This is a genomic window from Pseudomonas sp. MWU12-2345, from assembly GCF_023242385.1.
Classification (GTDB): Bacteria; Pseudomonadota; Gammaproteobacteria; order Pseudomonadales; family Pseudomonadaceae; genus Aquipseudomonas; species Aquipseudomonas gingeri_D.
In genome coordinates this window covers 780,388-799,286 of record NZ_JALLJA010000001.1, presented here as the reverse complement: position 1 = coordinate 799,286, position 18,899 = coordinate 780,388, and the positions used below count along the sequence as shown (strand labels likewise).

General features: G+C 65.5%; 3 protein-coding genes. 2 read left to right on the top strand and 1 reads right to left on the bottom strand.

Going from position 1 to position 18,899, the window contains the following annotated elements; genetic code table 11:
* Positions 1–16,140 carry a non-ribosomal peptide synthase/polyketide synthase gene (locus M5C71_RS03205; RefSeq protein WP_248767174.1) on the bottom strand — a complete coding sequence of 5,380 codons (16,140 nt, stop codon included), beginning with the start codon at positions 16,138–16,140 and terminating at the stop codon, positions 1–3.
* Between the two features lie 246 nt (positions 16,141–16,386).
* Between M5C71_RS03205 and M5C71_RS03200 the strand changes: the two genes are divergently transcribed.
* Both M5C71_RS03200 and M5C71_RS03195 read left to right on the top strand, forming a co-directional pair.
* Complete coding sequence (locus tag M5C71_RS03200) at positions 16,387–17,391, top strand: cupin-like domain-containing protein (protein ID WP_103498873.1); 1,005 nt, start codon at positions 16,387–16,389, stop codon at positions 17,389–17,391.
* Positions 17,388–18,758 carry an MFS transporter gene (locus M5C71_RS03195; protein WP_248746414.1) on the top strand — a complete coding sequence of 457 codons (1,371 nt, stop codon included), beginning with the start codon at positions 17,388–17,390 and terminating at the stop codon, positions 18,756–18,758. The genes M5C71_RS03200 and M5C71_RS03195 overlap by 4 nt, the downstream gene beginning before the upstream one ends.
* Positions 18,759–18,899 lie beyond the last annotated feature (141 nt).

Sequence of the window (18,899 nt, the reverse complement as noted above, 5' to 3'; positions counted from 1 at the left end):
TCAAGCATCCTTGGAGACGATAGCGAGCAGTTCGCTTTCAGACAGCGAAGCCATTTCTTGTTGCAGGTCCAGCAGTTCGTCCGACTCGTACTGCGCCAGTTGCAGGGTGGTGACCAGGTCGGCCAGGGCCTGCAGCGACGGGTGTTCGAACAGGCCCCTCAGGGGCACTTCGACACCGAAGGTCTCGCGGGTCCGGAGGGTGACCTGTACCGCCAGCAGCGAATGGCCGCCGAGTTCGAAGAAGTCGTCATGCCGGCCGATGCGTTCCAGGCCCAGCAGGTCGGCCCAGATCGCTGCCAGCAGGGTTTCGGTCTCATCGTTGGGCGCTTCGTACTCGCGGTGGGCGAAGTCCTCGGCGGCCGGGGCCGGCAGGGCGCGACGGTCGAGCTTGCCGTTGGGGCTCAGCGGCAGTTGCTCGACCAGCACGAAGGCCGACGGCACCATGTAGTCCGGCAGTTGCGAGCTGAGGTAAGGCCGCAATGTATGGCTGGCGTTGCGTCCGGCCAGGTGCGGCTCGACGCTCAGGTAGGCCACCAGACGCGTGCTGCCCGGAACATCCTCGCGAGCGATCACCGCCGCTTCGCGGACCCCCGGCAGGGTCAGCATCAGCGCTTCGATTTCACCGGGTTCGATACGGAAGCCGCGGATCTTCACCTGCTGGTCGTTACGGCCGAGGAACTCGAGCACCCCGTCGGGACGCATCCGCACCAGGTCGCCGGTGCGGTACATCCGTGCGTTGTCGCTGAGGCCGAACGGGTCGGCGAGGAAGTGCTCGGCGTTCAATTGCGGCCGGTTCAGGTAGCCACGGGCAATCCCTTCGCCACCGATATACAGCTCACCCGAAACCCCCAGGGGCACCGGCTGGCCTTGCGGATCGAGCAGGTACAGGCGGGTATTGGGAATGGCCTGGCCGATCGGCACCGTGCCCTGTTCATCACCGGAGCAGCGGTGCACCGTGGCCCAGACCGTGCCTTCGGTGGGACCGTATTCGTTGTACAGGGTGATGGCCGGTTCGAAGCTGGCGCATTCCTGCACCAGCAGCGGCGGGCAGGCTTCGCCGGCGACAATCATCTCGCGCAGGCTGGCGTGACCCTTGCCGCTGGCCAGGCTGCCCAGCACCAGGCGGCCCAGGGACGGTACGCAGAGCAGGGTGGTAATCGCCTTGGCCTCGATGAAGCGGGCAACGGCTTCGGGATCGCGAGCGGTCTCGGCATCCGGGATGCACAAGGTGCCGCCGCTGACCAGGGTGCCGAAAATCCCCGCCACCGAGCTGTCGAAGGCAATCGAGGAGAGCAGCAGGAAGCGCCGGTCTTCGTTCGGTGCGTAGACCGCGCAGCGGGCCAGGGTCGAGGCCACCAGGTTGCGGTGCTCGATCATCACGCCCTTGGGCTTGCCGGTGGAACCGGAGGTGTAGATCACATAGGCCAGGTGCGCCGAGGTCAGGGCGCCGGCGGCGAACTGTGGATTTTCCAGGTCGGCTGCCGGCGTCAGCGTATCGGCCTGTTCGAGCGCCAGGTAGCGGGTCGTGCCAGTCAGTTCGCCCACCGCCGCGCGTCCGAGCGGATCGGCCAGCAGCAAGCGCGGTTGGGCATCCTCGACAATCGCGACGAGGCGTTCGGCCGGGTAGGTCGGGTCCAGCGGCACATAGGCGGCACCGGCCTTGAGAATGGCGAGGATGCTGACGATCATCGCCGCGCCGCGTTCGACACAGATGGCGATCAGGTCACCTGGCTGGGTGCCGGCCGCGATCAGCTGTTGGGCCAGGTGGTTGGCGCGGGCATTGAGTCCGGCATAGTCGAGGCTGCCCTGGGCATCGACCAGGGCGATGGCTTCCGGCGTCCAGCACACCTGCTCTTCGAACAGTTGCTGGATGCAGGCGTCCGTCGGGTAGTCCAGGCGATTCTGGTTGAAGGTTTCGAGCAACAGGGTGCGCTCCGCGGGCGGCAGCACATCGAGTTGCGTGAGGGGGATTTTCGGCGTGTACATCAGCGCCTGGGTCAGTTGCTCCAGGGCACGCTGCATCAGGGCGCAGAGGCGTTGCGGGTCCACCGGCCGCACGCTTTGCACCAACAGGCCGAGGTCGTCGCCGTAGTCGTTGACCGACAGGGTCAGCGGATAGTTGGTCCGCTCGGCGCTGTCGAGCATGCGCATGCCCGGCCATTGCAACTGGCTGTCGTCGCTCTGGTGGCGGTAGTTGAGCAGGCTGGTGAACAGCGGCAGGGCCTTGGCCACGCCACTGCAACGTTGGGCCAGGGCCAGGGATGCCTGTTCGTGGGCAAGCAGCTCGCCGAGGTCGCGGTGAGTCGCCAGGACCAGCTCATGGGCCCCTTGCGCGGCCAGTTGCACCCGCACCGGCAGGGTATTGATAAAGACTCCGAGGGCCCGTTCGGCACCCGCCGAACCTTGCAGGCGACCGGCGACCACGGTGCCGAAGACCACGTCGTCGCGGCCGGTGCAGCGGGCCAGGACCTGGGCCCAGGCCACATGGAACAGCACCGCCGGGGTCATTCCGCGTTCGCGGGCCTGGGCCCGGATACGCCGGCTGAGCTCGCTGCTCAGGTGCACCTCGGCTTCTTCGATGTGGTTGCCGTCGCCCTGGACTTCCAGCAGGTCGAACGGCGCGGTCGGTGTATCGACATCGGCCAGGCGGCGGCGGAAGTAGGCTTCATGGACTTCAGCCGGGGTGGCCTGGGTCTGGGCGATAAAGTCGCGATAGGGTTGTGGCACCGGCAGGCTGTCGCCCTGGCCGTGGAGGATCGCGTGGATTTCTTCCAGGACGATTTCCAGGGTCACATGGTCGCTGGCCATATGGTGGTTGAGCAATGCCAGCAACCAGCGCTCGGAGTGCGGATCGCGGGCGATACAGGCACGCATCAGCGGCGCCTGACGCAGGTCCAGGCGCAGTTGCCGTGGATCGTTGAGGTTGCGCAACTGCTCCAGCGGGTCCTTGCCGCTGTCCAGGGTGACACTGTGCACCGGCAGGCGCGCCAGGCGTTGCACCACTTGCACCGCCTGGGGCAGGCCATCCCAGTGCACGGCCGTGCGCAGGATGTCATGGCGGTCGATCACCTTCTGCAAGGCGTTGATAAAGGCGTCGAGGTGCTGGCGGTCGTCGAACTCGAGCATCGAACGCACCAGATAGGCGTCACCTTCATGGCCGAGCAGATGATGGAAGAGAATGCCTTCCTGCAGCGGTGCCAGCGGGTAGATATCCTGGATATTGGCGGCCCCGCCGGGTACGGCGGCAACGATCCGCTCCAATTGCGTGGTGTTCAGGGTCACCAGCGGCAGCATGTCCGGGGTCAGTTGGGTGCAATCGACCGGAATCCGGTTGGCCGGTGCCTGGAACAGCGCTTCACTGGCCTGGCCCACGGCCAGGGCCAGCTCGCGCAGGCTCGGGGCACTGAAGACCCGCCGCACATCGGCGTTCAGGCCTTGTTCGCGCAGGCGTTCGATCAGGCTGACGGCCATCAGCGAGTGGCCGCCGAGCTCGAAGAAACCGTCATGGCGACCGACACGTTCCAGACCGAGCAATTGCTCCCAGATCGTGGCGATAACTTGTTCCACGGAGCCCTGAGGGGCCTCGTAGGTACGGCTGGCGTAGGCGTCCTGGCCCGGCTCCGGCAGGGCCCGACGGTCGAGCTTGCCGTTGGCGGTCAAGGGCAGGACATCCAGCACCACAAAGGCGCTCGGCACCATATGGCTGGGCAGGCGGGTCAGCAATTCGGCGCGCAATTGCTCGGCGCTGGCCGGTTCGCCACAGAGGTAGGCGATCAGGCGCTTGCTGTCGGCTTGTCCGGCCTGCTGCTCGCGGGCAATGACTGCCGCCTCGCGAACACCAGGCAGGGCGGCGAGGGCCGCCTCGATTTCCCCCAGTTCGACCCGCAGGCCACGGATCTTCACCTGGTCGTCATTGCGCCCGAGGTATTCCAGGGTGCCGTCGGGCAGCCAGCGGCCGACGTCGCCGGTCTTGTAAAGGCGGGCGTTGGCCAGTGCGGAGAACGGGTCGCTGATAAAACGCTCGGCACTCAGTTGCGGCAAGTTGAGGTAGCCGCGGGCAACGCCGACGCCGCCGATATGGATCTCGCCGCGGACCCCCACGGGCAGCAATTGACCGTGGTTGTCCAGCACATGCAGTTGCATATTGCGGATCGGCCGGCCAATCGGGATCGAACGCTCCTGGTAGGTCGCCAGGTCCATGTCCGCCGTGTGCCAGGCGACCACGTCGCTGCACTCGGTGGGGCCGTAGCTGTTGATCACCGCCGGGCGTGGCAGGGCGAGTTTTTCCAGCATGGCGATCTGAATCGGCTCGCCCCCCAGGACCACGCGTTTCAGGCAGGCCAGGGCCTGTTGTGGGTCAGCGTCCACCAGGGCGTGGAAGGCACTCGGTGACAGGTTGATGTGGGTGACGCCGGCCTCGGCGATCTGCGCGACGATGGCCGCGGGGTTGAACGGTTCCTCGGCCAGGTGCAGCGCCGCGCCGACCATCAGCGGCGCAAGGATATTCTTCTGGGTCAGGTCGAAGTTGTAGGAGGAGGCCAGCAGCACTGCGTCCCCGGCATGCAGCGCCAGGTCCTCGATGTACCAGTCGAGCAGGTTGCGCAGGCCGCGATGTTCGACCATCACGCCCTTGGGCAGGCCGGTGGAGCCCGAGGTGTAGATCACATAGGCCAGATGGCTGAAGTTCAGCGCCGGCACCTGCGGGTTGTGATCCGCTACGTCGAGCAGCGTCGGGTCGTTCAGTTCAAGGGTCGCCAGGCCCGCGGGCAGCGGCAGTTCGTCCAGCCCTTGCTGGAACACCAGGGCCCGTGGCGCGCTGTCGGCGAGCATATGGGCCAGGCGTTGCGCCGGGTATTGCGGGTCCAGTGGCACGTAGGCAGCACCGGCCTTGAGGATACCGAGCAGGCCGATGACCATCTCCGGACTGCGGCGGACGCAAAGGCCGACGGTGTCGTCAGGGCGCACGCCGAGAGCGATCAGGCGGTGGGCGATACGGTTGGCCCGGGCATTGAGCTCGGCGTAATCGAGGGTTTGTCCGGCGCAGACCAGTGCCACCGCGTGCGGGGTGAGTGCCGCCTGGGCCTCGAAGACACGCGGGGGCAGACGCTGCGGCTGTTCGTCCAGGGGCGTTTGCGCTGGATTGAAGGTCGTCAGCAGTTGCTCGCGTTGATCTGCGTCGAGCCATGGCAGGCTCGCCAGCGGTTGTCCGGCATCGCCGAGCAGGGCGTCGAGCAGGTGCAGCAGATGGCGGCTCCAGCGGGCGATGGTGCTTTCGTCGAACAGATCGGTGGCGTATTCGAACTGGCCACGGATGCTTTCACCGTCGTCGTTGAGCGACAGGCTCAGGTCGAACTGGGTGGTGCCGGTGACTTGAGGCAGTGGGGTCAGTTCCAGGCCGGGCAGGGCCAGAACCTGGTCGTGAGGGGTATTGCCGAGCACCAGCATCGCCTGGAACAGCGGGCTATGGCCCAGGCTGCGCTCCGGTTGCAGGGCTTCGACCACCTGTTCGAAAGGCAAGTCCTGATGGCTGTAGGCGTCGAGGGTGGTGGCCTTGATCTGCGCCAGCAACTGGTCGACGCTGTGGTGGGCCTGGACATCGACCCGCAGGGCCAGGGTGTTGACGAAGAAGCCGATCAGCGCTTCGGTTTCCTGGCGCGGGCGGTTGGCCACCGGAGTACCGACCACGACTTGCGCCTGGTTGCTCAGGCGCGACAGCAGGATCGACCAGGCCGCCAGCAGGGTCATGAACGGGGTCAGGCCCTGTTGCTGGCTGAACTGGCGCAGCTTGGCACTCAGTGCAACGGGGAGTTCCAGCGGCAAGGTCGCACCGATATAACTCTGCACGTGTGGTCGTGGATGATCGCTCGGCAGTTCCAGCAGGCCGGGCGCACCGCTCAGGTGTTCGCTCCAGAAACGGGTCTGGGCCTGCAGGCGTTCGCCTTGCAGGTGCTGTTGTTGCCAGTTGGCATAGTCGGCGTATTGCAGGGCCAGCGGTGGCAGCGGATCGTCGAGACCCTGGCTGAAGGCGCTATACAGGCGGTTGAACTCGCCGATCAGCACCGCCACGGACCAGCCATCGGAGACGATATGGTGCTGGGTGACCAGCAGGATATGCTCGTCTTCGGCCAGTTGCAGCAGGCGTCCGCGGACCAGCGGACCCTGGTTCAGGTCGAAGGCTGCGTGGACTTCGGCCTGGCCCAGTTGTTCGACCGCCAGTTCACGGGCTTCGCCTGCCAGGGCGCGGAGGTCGTGCTCGACCAGGGTAAAGCCGATGTCTTCAGCGGCGAAGCGCTGACGGACTTTGCCGTCCTGCCGTTCGAAGGTCGTGCGCAGGCTTTCATGCCGGGCGACGATGCGGTCCAGGGCACGTTGCAAGGCGGTGCGGTCGAGCTGGCCACGCAGGCGCAGGGCGGCCGGCATGTGGTAGGCGACGCTGGCGGCATGGTCCAGCTGGTCGAGGAACCACAGGCGTTGCTGGGCCAGGGACAGTGGCAGGTCCTGGTTGCGGGATACCGCTTCAATCGGCTGGACCCGCGACTGGGCCGCCTGGTCCACGCACTCGGCCAGGGCTTGCAGGGAACTCAGGCCGAACAGGCTGCGCAGATCGATCTCGGCATTGAGGTCCTGGTGCAGGCGGGCTTGCAGTTGCACGGTGAGCAGCGAGTGGCCGCCGAGTTCGAGGAAGCCGTCGTGACGGCCGACCTGATCCAGGCCGAGCAGGCTTTTCCAGATCCCGGCGATGGCGACTTCAGTGTCGCCTTGCGGTGCCTCGTAGATCTTGCTGGCCAGGGATTCCAGGCCAGGGGCGGGCAGGGCACGGCGGTCGAGCTTGCCGTTGGCGGTCAGCGGCAGGGCGTCCAGATGGACGAAGGCGCTCGGCACCATGTACTCGGGCAGGTGTTTGAGCAGCTCGCTGCGCAGCTGTTCGGCGGACGCCGGCTTGCCGCACAGGTAGGCCACCAGGCGCTGGTCTTCTCGGGCGATGACCACGGCCTCGGTGACGCCGGCACAGTTCAGCAGCACATTTTCGATTTCACCCAGTTCGATACGAAAACCGCGGATCTTCACCTGGAAGTCGTTACGGCCCAGGTACTCCAGGGTGCCGTCGGCCAGCCAGCGGCCGAGGTCGCCGGTTTTGTAGAGGCGGGCGTTTGCGACTTGAGAGAACCGGTCGACGATAAAACGCTCGGCACTCAGTTCGTCGCGGTTGAGGTATCCGCGGGCCACACCGGCACCGCCGATATGGATTTCCCCGGCCACGCCCAGCGGTGCGGGTTCGCCACGGGCATCGAGGACATGCACCTGGACATTGGCAATCGGCCGGCCGATGCTCGGTTTTTCACCGAGATCACGGATCAGGTCGATGGTGGCGTCGACCGTGCACTCGGTCGGGCCGTACATGTTGTAGAAGTGGATGGTCGGGCAGTTGCGCAGCTTTTCCCAGGTGCTGGCATTGATCGCTTCGCCACCCAGCAGCACGCTGATCGGCTGGTAGCTGCTGCGTTCCAGCAGGCCGGCGGAGAGCAGGGTATCGAGCTGCGACGGGGTCGAGTCGAAGGCATGCACCCGGTGCTGTTCAAGGAAGTCCAGCAGCTCGCCGCCGCTGGCGCGGATCAGTTGTGGGATGATCACCAGCTTGTGGCCGGAGAACAGCTGCGAGATGCCCTTGATCGACATGTCGAAGAAGAACCCGGCGTTAAGGGCCACGGTAGCTGGTGTCGGGCAATGCTGGTGGGTGGTGCGGGTCAGCACGTTCCAGAAGTTGAACACCGAACGGTGTTCGACCATCACGCCCTTGGATTGGCCGGTGGAGCCGGAGGTGTAGATGACATAGGCCAGGTTTTCCGGCGTCAGGCCCGCGACCGTTGGGTTGGCATCGAAAGCCTCATCGTCAGCGGCACGTAGCGACTCGGCGGTATCGAGCAGCAACAGCGGCGTATCGCCAGCCGGTAGCGTGAGCGCTGTCTGAGTCAACAGCGCCCGCGGCTGGCTGTCCTGCAGCATGAAGGCCATGCGGTCGGCAGGGTGCGCCGGGTCGATGGGTACATAGGCGCCGCCGGCCTTGAGCACACCCAGCAGGCCGACAATCATGTCCAGGCTGCGTTCGGCGCAGATGGCCACGCGTTCGTCCGGCCGTACGCCGAGGGCGAGCAGTTGTCGGGCCAGGTGGTTGGCACGACGGTTGAGCTGGCGATAGCTCAGTTGGCGGTCTTCACAGACCAGGGCCACGGCCTCGGGGTTAGCGCGGACCTGGCTTTCGAACAGGGCATGGATCGGCTCTGCGGGGGCAAACGCGGTAGCGGTGTTGTTGAAGCTGTTGAGCAGCAGTTGCCGCTCGGCTTCGGGCACGACGTCCAGGCTGCAGGCCAGACGCGCCGGGTCTTGCTCAAGCGCCTCGACCAGCTCGGCAACGGCCTGACCAAGATAGGCGGCGATACGGTGCGGGTCGATGCCTTCGATGGCCTGGGCGGTCAGGGAGAAATCGACACCCTCATCCGCAACCGCCACTTCAATCGGGTAGTTGGTGCGCGCTTCGTTGCTCAGGAAGCGCACGCCCTCCCAGGCCAGTACCTGATCCTGGTTGGCCAGGGAGCCGCCATCGCTCGAATGACGATAGTTGAACAGGCTGGTGAACAGCGGCAGGCCTGCGGCCACCCCGCTGCAACGTTGGGCCAGGGCCAGGGAGGCCTGTTCGTGGACCAGCATTTCACTGAGGTCGCGATAAGTCTCGTCCACCAGCGCGGCGACACCGAGCTGGGCCAGTTGCACCCGCACCGGCAGGGTATTGATAAACACCCCGAGGGCGCGATCAGCCCCGGCCGAGCCCTGCAGACGCCCGGCGACCACGGTGCCGAACACCACATCGTCGCGGTCGGTGCAGCGTCCGAGCACCTGGGCCCAGGCAATATGGAACAACACTGCCGACGTAACCCCGGCGGCTTGCGCACGGGCGCGGACCTTGCGGCTCAGGGCCGGATCGAGGCGCACGCTGGTTTCCGTTACCCGGGCACCGTCGCCCTGGACATCCAGTATGCCAAATGGCGCGGTCGGCTCATCGACAGTGGCCAGACGGCGGCTGAAGTAGGCTTCGTGGACCTCGGCCGGCGTGGCGAGGATCTGCGCGACAAACTCGCGATAGGGTTGCGGGGCCGGCAGCTCGGTTGCCTGACCCAGCATCAGGGCGCGGATTTCCTCGAGCACGATCCCGAGGGACACGTGGTCGCTGATCATATGGTGGTCGAGCAGGGCCAGCAGCCAGCGCTCGGAGTGCGGATCGCGGGCGATGCAGGTACGCATCAGCGGTGCCTGTTGCAGGTCCAGGCGCAAGTGGCGTGGATCGCTCAGGCGCTCCAGCTGGCGGCGCGGGTCTTCGTCCGGTGTCAGGGTGAGGGTCTGGATCGGCAGTTGGGCCCGGCGATGGACCACTTGCACCGCTTGGGGCTGGCCGACCCAGTGCACTGCGCTGCGCAGGATGTCATGACGGTCGATCACTGTTTGCAAGGCTTCGATAAAGGTATCGAGGCGCTGGCGATCATCAAACTCGATCAGTGAGCGCACCAGGTAGGCGTCGCCCTCGTGGCCCAGCAAGTGATGGAAGAGGATGCCTTGCTGCAGTGGCGCCAGGGGGTAGATGTCCTGGATATTGGCGGCACCCCCGGGAACGGCGGCGACGATCCGTTCCAACTGGGCGGCGCTCAGTGCCACCAGCGGCAACATCTCCGGGGTCAACTGGGTGCAATCGGCCTGGATACGGTTGGCCGGGGCCTGGAACAGGGCCTGGCCGTCGCGGCTGATGGCCTGGGCCATTTCCCGCACGCTGGGGGCGGTGAACACGGTGCGCACGCTGGCGTTGAGACCGTGCTGGCGCAGGCGGTCGATCAGGCTGACGGCCAATAGCGAGTGGCCGCCGAGCTCGAAGAAACGGTCATGACGGCCGACCTGCTCGATGCCCAGCAGGTCCTGCCAGACAGCCGCGACAATCTGTTCGATCTCGCCGCGCGGTGCCTCGTAGGCACGGCTGGCGAAGGCGTCCTGTCCCGGCGCGGGCAGGGACAGACGGTCCAGCTTGCCGTTGGGCGTCAAGGGCATGGCTTCCAGATGCACATAGGCACTCGGCACCATGTAATCCGGCAGGGCTTCGAGCAAGGCGGCACGCAGTTGTTCAACCGCTACCGGTTCACCGCACAGGTAGGCGATCAGGCGTTTGCTGTCGGACTGGCCGGGTTTGCTTTCCCGGGCCACCACCACGGCTTCGCGGACACCGGCGCAGGCGGCGAGCACGGCTTCGATTTCACCCAGTTCGACACGGAAACCACGAATCTTCACCTGGTCGTCGTTACGGCCCAGGTATTCCAGGGTGCCATCGGCGCGCCAGCGACCAAGGTCGCCGGTCTTGTACAGGCGGGCGTCGGGGTCGGTGGTGAACGGGTCGGCGATAAAGCGCTCGGCACTCAGTTCGGCACGGTTGAGATAGCCACGGGCCACGCCCACGCCACCGATATGCAGTTCCCCGGCCACACCCAGCGGCGCCAGCTGGCCGGCGGCATCCAGTACATGCAATTGGGTATTGCGCACCGGCTTGCCGATGGAGCGGAAATCTTCGTTGTCACGCTCCATCAGGCGGATCGAGGCGTTGACCGTGGCTTCGGTCGGACCATAGGCGTTGAACAGTGCCGGGCGATGGCCCTCACGTTCGAACCACTGGGCCACGGCCTGCTTGCCCACGGCTTCGCCGCCGATCATGAATTGGCGCAGGGAGGTCGGCAGCGCCACATCGGCGTCGCGGCTGACCTGTTGCCAGAACACCGTCGGCAGGTTGGCCACGGTGATCGCGTACTGCTCGCACAGGGCGGCAAAGGCCGCGGTGCCGGCGATCCAGGCATCGCTGCGCAGCACCAGGGTGGCACCGGACAGCAGCGCGCCGAAGATTTCTTCCACCGACATGTCGAAGGTCATGGTGGCGAATTGCAGGACGCGGTCCTGCGGATTGAGGCCGTAGCGCTCTTGCAGGGCACCGATCTGGTTGCACACCGAACGGTGTTCGAGCATGACCCCTTTCGGCTTGCCGGTGGAGCCGGAGGTGTACATCACATAGGCCAGGTGCCGTGAGGTCAGGCCACTGATCCGCGGGTTGGCGTCGTTGCCCGGGGTGTCTTCCAGCCGCAGCTGGGGGATCGACAGCGGCGGCAGCTGTTCGGCCAGGTTGCCCTGGCTCAACAGTACCCGTGGAGAACTGTCGTCGAGCATGTGTTGCAGGCGGTCCTGCGGGTAGTTCGGGTCGAGCGGCACGTAGGCGCCGCCGGCCTTGAGGATGGCGAGGATACCGACGATCATTTCCGGGCTGCGTTCCACCAGCAGGGCCACGCGCTCATCCGGGTTCAGGCCGGCGGCGATCAGGCGATGGGCGATACGGTTGGCCCGGGCGTTGAGTTGGGCATAGCTGAGGGCGATACCTTCGGCCTGAACGGCAATCGCCTCGGGACGTGCCTTGACCTGCTGTTCGAAAACTTCCTGCAACAGCAGGCCTTCAGGGAACGGCACCAGGGCCGGGTTGAAATTGCCGAGCAGTTCGCGGCGCTGTTGGTGATCCAGCAATGGCAGGCTTGCCAGCGGTTGCGAGGCATCCTCGAGCAGGGCGTCAAGCAGGTGCAGCAGATGACGGCTCCAGCGGGCGATGGTGCTTTCGTCGAACAGATCGGTGGCGTATTCGAACTGGCCGTGAATGCTTTCACCGTCGTCGTTGAGCGACAGGCTCAGGTCGAACTGGGTGGTGCCGGTGACCTGGGGCAGTGGGGTCAGTGCCAGGCCGGGCAGGGCCAGGGCCTGGTCACGGGGGGTGTTGCCGAGCACCAGCATGGCCTGGAACAACGGACTGTGGCCAAGGCTGCGCTCCGGTTGCAGGGCTTCGACCACCTGCTCGAACGGCAGGTCCTGATGGCTGTAGGCGTCGAGGGTGGTGGCCTTGATCTGCGCCAGCAACTGGTCGACGCGACTGTCGGCCTGGACGTCGACGCGCAGGGCCAGGGTGTTGACGAAGAAGCCGATCAGCGCCTCGGTTTCCTGGCGCGGACGGTTGGCCACCGGGGTACCGACGACCACTTGCGCCTGGTTGCTCAGGCGTGACAGCAGGATCGACCAGGCCGCCAGCAGGGTCATGAACGGGGTCAGGCCCTGCTGCTGGCTGAACAGGCGCAGCCTGGCACTCAGCCCCGTCGGCAGTTCCAGTGCCAGGGTGGCGCCGAGGTAACTTTGCACCTGTGGCCGTGGGTGATCGGTGGGCAGCTCCAGCAGGCCTGGTGCGCCGCCGAGGTGCTCGCTCCAGAAACGGGTCTGGGTTTGCAGGCGTTCGCCTTGCAGGTGCTGTTGTTGCCAGACCGCGTAGTCGGCGTATTGCAGGGCCAGCGGCGGCAATGGGTCATCGAGGCCCTGGCTGAAGGCGGCATACAGGCGGTTGAACTCGCCGATCAGTACGGCCACCGACCAGCCATCGGAGACGATGTGGTGCTGGGTGACCAGCAGGATATGCTCGTCTTCGGCCAGCTGCAGCAGGTGCCCGCGAATCAGTGGGCCCTGGCTCAGGTCGAAAGGCTTGAGGGCCTCGGTCCGGGTCAGTTGCTCGACCTCCTGTTCGCGGCTTGCGTCGGGCAGCAGACGCAGGTCGTGCTCACCCAGGGCAAAGCCGATATCAGGGGCGGCGAAGCGCTGGCGGACTTCACCTTCGTGGCGTTCGAAGGTGGTACGCAGGCTTTCGTGACGGGCGACAATGCGGTCCAGGGCATGCTGCAAGGCATTGCGGTCGAGCTGGCCACGCAGGCGCAGGGCCGCCGGCATGTGATAGGCGACACTGGCGGCATGGTCCAGCTGGTCGAGGAACCACAGGCGTTGCTGGGCCAGGGACAATGGCAGATCCTGGTCGCGGGAGACCGCTTCAATGGTCTGGACCGACGACCGGACCGCCTGGTCCACGCACTCGGCCAGGCTGCGCAGGGACGTCAGGCCGAACAGGGTGCGCAAGTCGATCTCGACGCCAAGGTCCTGGTGCAGGCGGGCTTGCAGTTGCACGGTGAGCAGCGAGTGGCCGCCCAGTTCGAGGAAGCCGTCGTGACGACCGACCTGATCCAGGCCGAGCAGGCTTTTCCAGAGTTCGGCGATGGCGACTTCGGTATTGCCTTGCGGTGCTTCATAGGCCTTGCTGGCCAGGGATTCCACGCCAGGGGCGGGCAGGGCGCGGCGGTCGAGCTTGCCGTTGGAGGTGAGTGGCAGGTTGTCCAGGTGCACAAAGGCACTGGGCACCATGTACTCGGGCAGGTGCTTGAGCAATTCGACCCGCAGTTGTTCGGCCGGTGCCGGTTCGCCGCACAGATAGGCGACCAGGCGTTTGCTGTCCGGTTGGCTCGGATCGTCCTCGCGGGCCATCACCACCACTTCACGAACACCGGCACACAGGGCCAGGGCGGCTTCGACTTCGCCGATCTCGATACGCAGGCCGCGAATTTTCACCTGGAAGTCATTGCGGCCCAGGTACTCCAGGGCACCGTTGGCCAGCCAGCGACCGAGGTCGCCGGTCTTGTACAGGCGTGCCTGCGGATCGCTGGAAAACGGGTCGGCGACAAAACGTTCGGCGCTCAGTTCCGGCTGGTTCAGGTAACCGCGGGCGACACCGATGCCGCCGATATGCAGTTCCCCGGCCACGCCCAGGGGCTGCACCTGGCCCAGGGCATCCAGCACATGCATCTGGATATTGGCAATCGGCCGGCCGATCGGCACGCTTTCGCCCGGATCGGTGGGACGGCACTGCCAGGCGGTAACGTCGATGGCCGCTTCGGTCGGGCCATACAGGTTATGCAGCTCGACCCCCGGCAGTTGTTGTTCGAAGCGCCGTTGCAGGCCACGGGGCAGGGCTTCGCCGCTGCACAGCACCCGACGCAGGGTAGGGAAATCACGGGCCGCGCGGTGTTCGAGGAACAGGTCGAGCATCGACGGCACGAAGTGCAGCAAGGTGATGCGGTTGTCGCGCATCACCTGGGCCAGGTAGTCCGGCTCCTGGTGGCCGCCCGGGCGGGCCATGACCAGTTCGGCACCGGCGAGCAGCGGCAGGAAGAACTCCCAGACCGACACGTCGAAACCGAACGGGGTTTTTTGCAGTACCCGGTCATTGGCGTCGACGGCATATTCGTCGCGGGCCCAGAGCAGGCGGTTGACCACGCCCAGGTGTTCGTTCATCACCCCTTTCGGCGTGCCGGTGGAGCCTGAGGTGTAGAGCACGTAGGCCAGGTGCGTCGGCAGCAGGCCGAGGGCCTGGGTGTCCGGGTTGTAGGCGGGTTGCGCGGCCAGTTGCGCGCTGTCGTTGGTATCGTCGAGCACCAGCACCGGTACGTTCAAGGATGCCAGGCCGTCGAGCAATTCATGGGTGGTGAGCACCGCGCGCGGGGTGCTGTCGCCCAGCATGTAGGCCTGGCGGGCGCTCGGCAGGTCCGGATCGATCGGCACATAGGCGCCGCCGGCCTTGAGAATCCCCAGCAGCGCGACGACCATTTCCGGGCCACGGCGCAGGCTGACGGCCACCCGGCTGTCCGGCTCCACGCCCAGCTCGATCAGGCGATGGGCGAGCTGGTTGGCCCGGCGGTTGAGTTGCGCGTAGCTGAGCAACGGCCCGCCATCGCCGCGTACGGCGCAGGCGTCCGGACGCTGGGCGGCCTGCTGTTCGATCAACTGGTGGATCAGCACATCGCGGGGATATTCATGGGCGGTGGCATTGAATTCGAGCAACAGGCGCTGACGTTCGTCCTCGCCCATCAGGGGGAAGTGCGCCACCGGCGTGTCATGCTGTTCCAGCACCGCTTCGAGCATCGCGAACATGCGCTGTTGCAGGCGCTGGGCTTCTTCGAGGCTGTAATAGGCGGTGTTGAAGTTGAAGTCCAGGTGGACGTCTTCGAACGGGTGGTAGTCGCGGACAAAGATCGCCATCGGCGTCTGCTCGTAGCCGTTGTCCATGGTGATCACCCGCGATGAGGTGCCACCGAACTGATCGTCGCCGTCCAGGCTTTCGAACGACAGCGAAACGTCGAACAGTTGCCGGCGTCCGCTCTGCGCCAGGCGCAGGGTGCGGTTGAGCTCGGCGATGGGGAAGCGCTGGTGGCGGTAGCAGCGGCGCAGTTGCCCGCCGGCGGCGTTCATCAGGTCCAGCAACGAGCCCTGGGGATCCACCGCCAGGCGAATCGGGCTGACCGAGGAGAACATCCCGGCGGTGGCTTTCTGGCGAGCGGTGGTGCGGTTGTGCACGGGCATGCCGATGACGATTTCATCGACGCCCACGGTGCGGCAGAAATAGGTGCTGACAACGCTGATCAGCACATGGGCCACCGACAGGCTGCGTTCGCTGGCGAACTGCGTCAGGGCGTTGTACAGGGCACGCGGCAGCATGGCCTGGACCTGCTCGCTGGGGGCCAGTTCGTTGGCTTTGCCGGCCTTGAAGTCGGCCCGGCGTTGCAGCAGCGACGGTGGCAATTGCGCGTAGGTGTCCTGCCAGAACTGGCGGTCGCGCTCGTAGCGCGAGGACTGCAGGTAAGCCCGGTCCTCTTCAAGGAACGACAGGTAGGAATGGCCTTCGGCAACCTCTTCGTTGCCGGCCAGCAGACCGTTGTAGGCGGCGCCCACGGCATGGCCGATCAAGGCCACGCCGATACCGTCGGTCACCAGGTGGTGGTAGCGGTTGAGCCAGTAATGGCGCTGCGGCCCGCAACGCACCAGGCGCGCTTCCCAGAGTTGTCCGGTCAGCGATTCGAAGGGTTGGCGGAAGGCATCGCGCAGGTAGGCCATGGCCAGTCCGGCATCGTCGTCGGCCTCGGAGAACTCCACCACTTCCAGCTTGACCTTGACCTCGGGCAGGACCCGCTGGCGGCCGGTGCCACCCTCGTGGCTGAAGCTCAGGCGCAGGGTGTCATTGCGGTTGGCGACCATTTCAATGGCCTTCTCGAACAACGGGATGTTGACTTCGCCCTTGATCTCCAGGGACATGCCGATGTTGTAGTAGGGCAGGTCCGGGTGTGCGATCTGATCGAGCCAGATGCCCTGCTGGACCGAGGCCAGTTCGTGGGACGCGCAGGCTTGCGCGGACAGCTTGTCGGTCGACGAATCCATTTCGGAGCACCTGTTTGCAGAATCAGTGGGTTCGTCTCCGCTCGAAGCGCAGTGGTGCGTAGGAGTCAGGACAACTGCCTGTCGGCGGGACGAAGGAAAAGCGTGGGAAAAAACTAGAGCATCCACTGGGCGATGTCTGTCATGGGAAGCAGGGACAACCCCGTGCGGGGGCCATCGGCGCGTTTGGGACCGCGCGCGCGAGTCTGTTATATCAACGGCCCTGAGTGTTCTTGCGAGGGTCGCACAATGTCATTGATCGCCGAAGTGGATCGCCCTGAGTCGAAGTTCTGGAGTCTGTCGCGGTTTCCCAATCACCCCCAGGCGGGACCTGTCGAGGTGATCGATGCGTTGACGATTTCCCGGGAGGAATTCACCCGTCGCTACGTCAACCACAACCGTCCCTGCCTGGTGAAAAATGCCGTGCGCCACTGGCCGGCGTTCGAGAAATGGCAACGCCTGGATTACTTCAAGACGCATTCGCGCAACAACCCGGTGGTGGTGCGCTCAAAGATCGTCTCGGAGGTCATCGGCTGGTCGAACCCCGAGGTCAAGGCGGCGTTGACCGAGTATGCGGGCACGGTTTACCGGGAAATGCCGTTTCACGAGTTTCTCGATGAGTTGGGCCAGGGGAGTGACCCCCTGGTGGCCGACAGTTGTCGTTTTTCCGAAGGCTCGGCCATCGAGCAGATGAAGGATGATGTCGGCGGCCTGCCGTTCATGCCGCAGCTGTCCAAGTCCCGGCACTACCCCTCCCATCGCAGTTTCCTGTACCGCAATTCCTACACCGACTGGCATTTCCATGTCGTCGACGAGACCTTCATGGCTCAAGTCGTCGGGGCCAAGGAGGTCCTTCTGCTGCCGCCGGACGAGACCAGTTGGCGGGCGCTGCAGCCGGTCGTCGAAGAAGCCGGCTACCTGTACGACATCGATACCCGGCGTTTCCCCGGCACCCGTGGCCTGCAGGCGTTGCGCACGGTGGTGGAGCCGGGCGATGCGCTGTATATCCCGGTGTACTGGTGGCATGCGGTGCAATCGATGGATGACGCATTTGGCGCGACGGTGGCCGCGACCTTTCCGACGCCCTTGCATGTCAGTGGCGATATCCGCTCGCCGATCGCCAGGCGGGTACTGCGTACCTATCTGTTTTCCCGCCTGGCGCCGCTGGTGCTGGGAGCGGTGGCCTACTCCCTGGCCTGGCGACTGGGGCAGCGGGTGAAGTCGGTGTTCACGCTGCGCGATGTGCGCCCATGAGCCGCAAGCGCCGTCTACCGGCCTTCGACCTGGGGCGAAGTTTCTATTTTCTGTGGTGCGGTGAGTCCCTGGCGATCGTCGGCACGGCGCTGATGGAGTTCGCCCTCGGCGTCTGGGTCTACTCCCATACCGGCTCGGCGGTGGCGTTTGCCAATGTGGTGCTGGCGGCGACCTTGCCGGCGGTGGTGTTCCTGCCCTTGGCCGGCGGGCTGGCCGACCGGGTCAGCCACCGGCTGATCATTGTCTGTTGCGACGTCAGCCTGGCGCTGCTGCTGTTCGGCGTCATGGGCCTGCTCTGGTTCGACCGGCTGGAGCCGCTGCACCTGTACATCTTCAACTGCATGGCCTCGATCGTCTCGGCGTTCCGCAAGCCGGCCTATCAGGCTGCGGTCAATTCGATCGTCTCCCCGGACAAGTTCACCCGGGCCTCGGGCCTGATGGGCATCAGCAAGAACGCTTCGGCGCTGGTGGCGCCGTTGCTGGCCGGGGCGATCATGGCCAGGGCCGGGTTTGTGCCGATTCTGGCGGTGGACCTGATCACCTTCTGTTCGGGGACCTTGCTGGTGATCAAGGCGTTTTCCCATGTGCGGCCGGCACCGGAGCGTGCCGATGCTGTCGGCAAGAGCTCGGTCTTGCGCGGCTCGCTGAACAATATCACCGCGGCGCTGAAGTTTTTTGCCGCCAGCCACGTGATGGCCGGCTTGCTGTTCTACACCATGTTGCGCAACGCGCTGTTGTCATTGGCGACGCTGATGATGACGCCGTTGCTGTTGTCCACCCTGGGCAGCCAGACCCTGGGCCTGGCCTACACCTGGGCGGCGCTGGGCGGATTGTCGGGCGCCGGGTTGCTGATTTCCATGGGCAACCCGCGGCGCTTGATGGTGCTGGTGGCGGTGGCCGACCTGCTGTTGTCGATCTGCGTCATTGCCATGGGCGCGGTCTCCCATGCCGTTGCCTATTGTGCCCTGGCCTTTGTCGCGATCACCGCGGCGAGTGTCGCCGATGCCAGCGTGAACTCGTTGTGGATGCGCAAGATCCCCACCGGCAATCGCGCCAGCGTGTTTGCCCTGATCAGCATGTTGACCATTGCCACCACGAGCCTGGTGATCTTCGTCGGCGGTCTGCTGGTGGATCACTGGTTCCAGCCAGCGTTGCTGCCTGGCGGTGCCTATGCAGAGTCGATCGGCCACTGGATCGGGGTGGGTGCGGGACGTGGCGTGGGCATGTTGTTTGTGGTGGCAGGGGCATTCTTTGCGTTGCTGTCCCTGACGGTCCTGATCTACGGGCCGATGCGTCGCCTGGAGGGTGCGCCGGCTGAAGCGGCGCCCCTGCGCAGCGGCGATACGGCCCCGGCCGACGCTCTGTGACAAGCGGGTGGGGGCACCCCTGTGCGATGGGGTGCCCTTGTGGGTTGTACCGGATTCCCGTGACAGACAGGCCAGGTCCCCTGGGTCAACCTTTGCAAGCTCCCGCGCAACGTCCCGGATTCGACAGGACTGCGCCGCACC